At 56.8% G+C, this 1,803-nt stretch carries 2 protein-coding genes; one reads left to right on the top strand and one right to left on the bottom strand.

Features of this window, described 5'->3' with window-relative positions; translation table 11 throughout:
• Positions 1-1,054, top strand: a 1,054-nt coding sequence (locus EN906_RS32940) for a recombinase family protein (RefSeq protein ID WP_206529239.1), incomplete at its 5' end; no start/stop codon positions are given.
• Between the two features lie 77 nt (positions 1,055-1,131).
• Here EN906_RS32940 and EN906_RS32945 read toward each other — a convergent pair.
• Positions 1,132-1,341, bottom strand: a complete 210-nt coding sequence (locus EN906_RS32945) for a hypothetical protein (RefSeq protein ID WP_127270279.1) — start codon at positions 1,339-1,341, stop codon at positions 1,132-1,134.
• Between the last annotated feature and the right edge of the window lie 462 nt (positions 1,342-1,803).

Consider the following 1,803-nt stretch of genomic DNA (forward strand, 5'->3'; position numbering starts at 1 on the left):
CTACTGCGGGGAACCGTTCGACAATGACGGCAGCATGGTCGCCAGCATCGTAAAGAACCTGAAGCGGGTAATGGCGGCCGAGTACAGCCGCGAACTTTCCGCCAAAATCTACAGAGCGCAAATTCAGCAAGCTTGCCTCGGATTTAAACAGGGCGGCCCCGTGCCTTATGGCATCAGACGCTTTTTGGTTAGCCATGACGGAACGCCGCGATTGTTCCTCGGGCCGGGCGACCGCAAGGGGCTCAAATCAGACCGCGTAGTTTTTATGCCTGGACCTGACGAGGAGCTCAAAATAGTACGGCGAATTTTTCGCATGTTTCTCGCGCAGAAACAAAGCATTGCGAACATCGCCAAGACATTGAATGACGAAAAGATACCGTCGACGGATGGCGACTTATGGCGTTGGGGACGGGTCAAAGGCGTGTTGCGAAACGAGTTGATGACAGGATACTACGTCTTCAACCGGACCAACCACAAAATGAAAAATCCGGTGCGCCGCAACCCTCCTGATCTTTGGGTCCGGACCAGGGTGATGGAGCCTATTATTGAACCTAAAACATTTGCCCGAGTGCAGCGGGAATTCAGCTTGGGACGGGTCTTTGCCCTCCGAGACCCCGACATGATCAGAAATCTGAAGTGCCTCTTACGAGAGAAAAAGAAGCTCTCGCAGGCGATAATCAACAATTGCCCCTACACACCCTCGGCGCATGCATATTGGGTGCACTTCGGGAGCCTACAGGCCGCCTATAAGGCGGCTGGGTTCATATGTCCGCCAACCGGCCAACGAGGTAAATACTACTCGGATGACGATCTGCTAGATGGCATCCGCCGATTGCACGCAAAGTTCGGCTACATCACAATCGCTTTGATCGACAAGGACCGCCACCTCCCAAATCACAAACTTTTCATCAAGCGTTTCGGGTCGGTTGTGAACGCCTATGGCCTAGCTGGCTTTCCTACGACAACGAGCGAAAGTATCTCGGCAGCCCGACAGCGAACTGCCGCTCGGCGCCGGAACGCGCATGCTGCTCGGCCGACAGCATCCTCAGAGTGATCGAAGCCTTGAGGAAGCAGTGACGGGCCGGCCAAGGCTGTACGTCCATGGCCAACATCCCCTCCATTAGTTGCCTCCTAGCGGCCGAGCGGTTGCCGGGAGAGCGAGACCAGCTCGGCCTCATCGGTCACGCCGGCCATGAAGTTCGCAATGATCCGGGATGCGATGGAGTCGCGGGCATCCGTCGACTGGCCATCAAGCTTCAACTGCTCAAAGACGCGGCCCAACAGCGCCAGTTCCGACGGCTGCAAGACACCGGCTTCAGTCGCTTTCCGTCGAATCGGCATTGATCGCACCTCCCCGAAGTCCGTGTAGAATGCCGCAGACGCCCTTTAAACGCAAAATGCGCGACCTACGCCAAGTCATTTGGCACGAACAGCCAAAGCACAGGCCTCTGCTCGTTGTGGTGGAGTAGACCTTTATACCAAACATTGGCCGGAACGGACACTGCGGCCTGTCCGTCAACCTGACATCCAAGATGCCAGCAGCAGGGCGCACAAGGATGACACCAAAGCAGCGGCCGCAATAAGCACCCCTGCGCGCTGCCACCCCGTCGGTAGCTCGTGTCCCAATCCATTGGGCCGCCGATTATCATTCATGGGCAGCAGAAAAATAGGTTCCGCTAGTTCTTGCCGCTGGGGCCAGGACCGCGACCAACGCCGTTTCGAAGGCGTTGCGATGATCTCACCAGTTTGCATGCGCTCTCCGTGATGAATACCCGCCACGCCAAGCGAGCCGTGGCGGGTTAT

The organism is Mesorhizobium sp. M7A.F.Ca.CA.004.06.1.1, assembly GCF_003999135.1.
Classification (GTDB): domain Bacteria; phylum Pseudomonadota; class Alphaproteobacteria; order Rhizobiales; family Rhizobiaceae; genus Mesorhizobium.

Coding starts and splice junctions, on each gene's coding strand:
- EN906_RS32945 (WP_127270279.1), bottom strand. CDS start 1,341: ATGCCGATTCGACGGAAAGCGACTGAAGCCGGTGTCTTGCAGCCGTCG.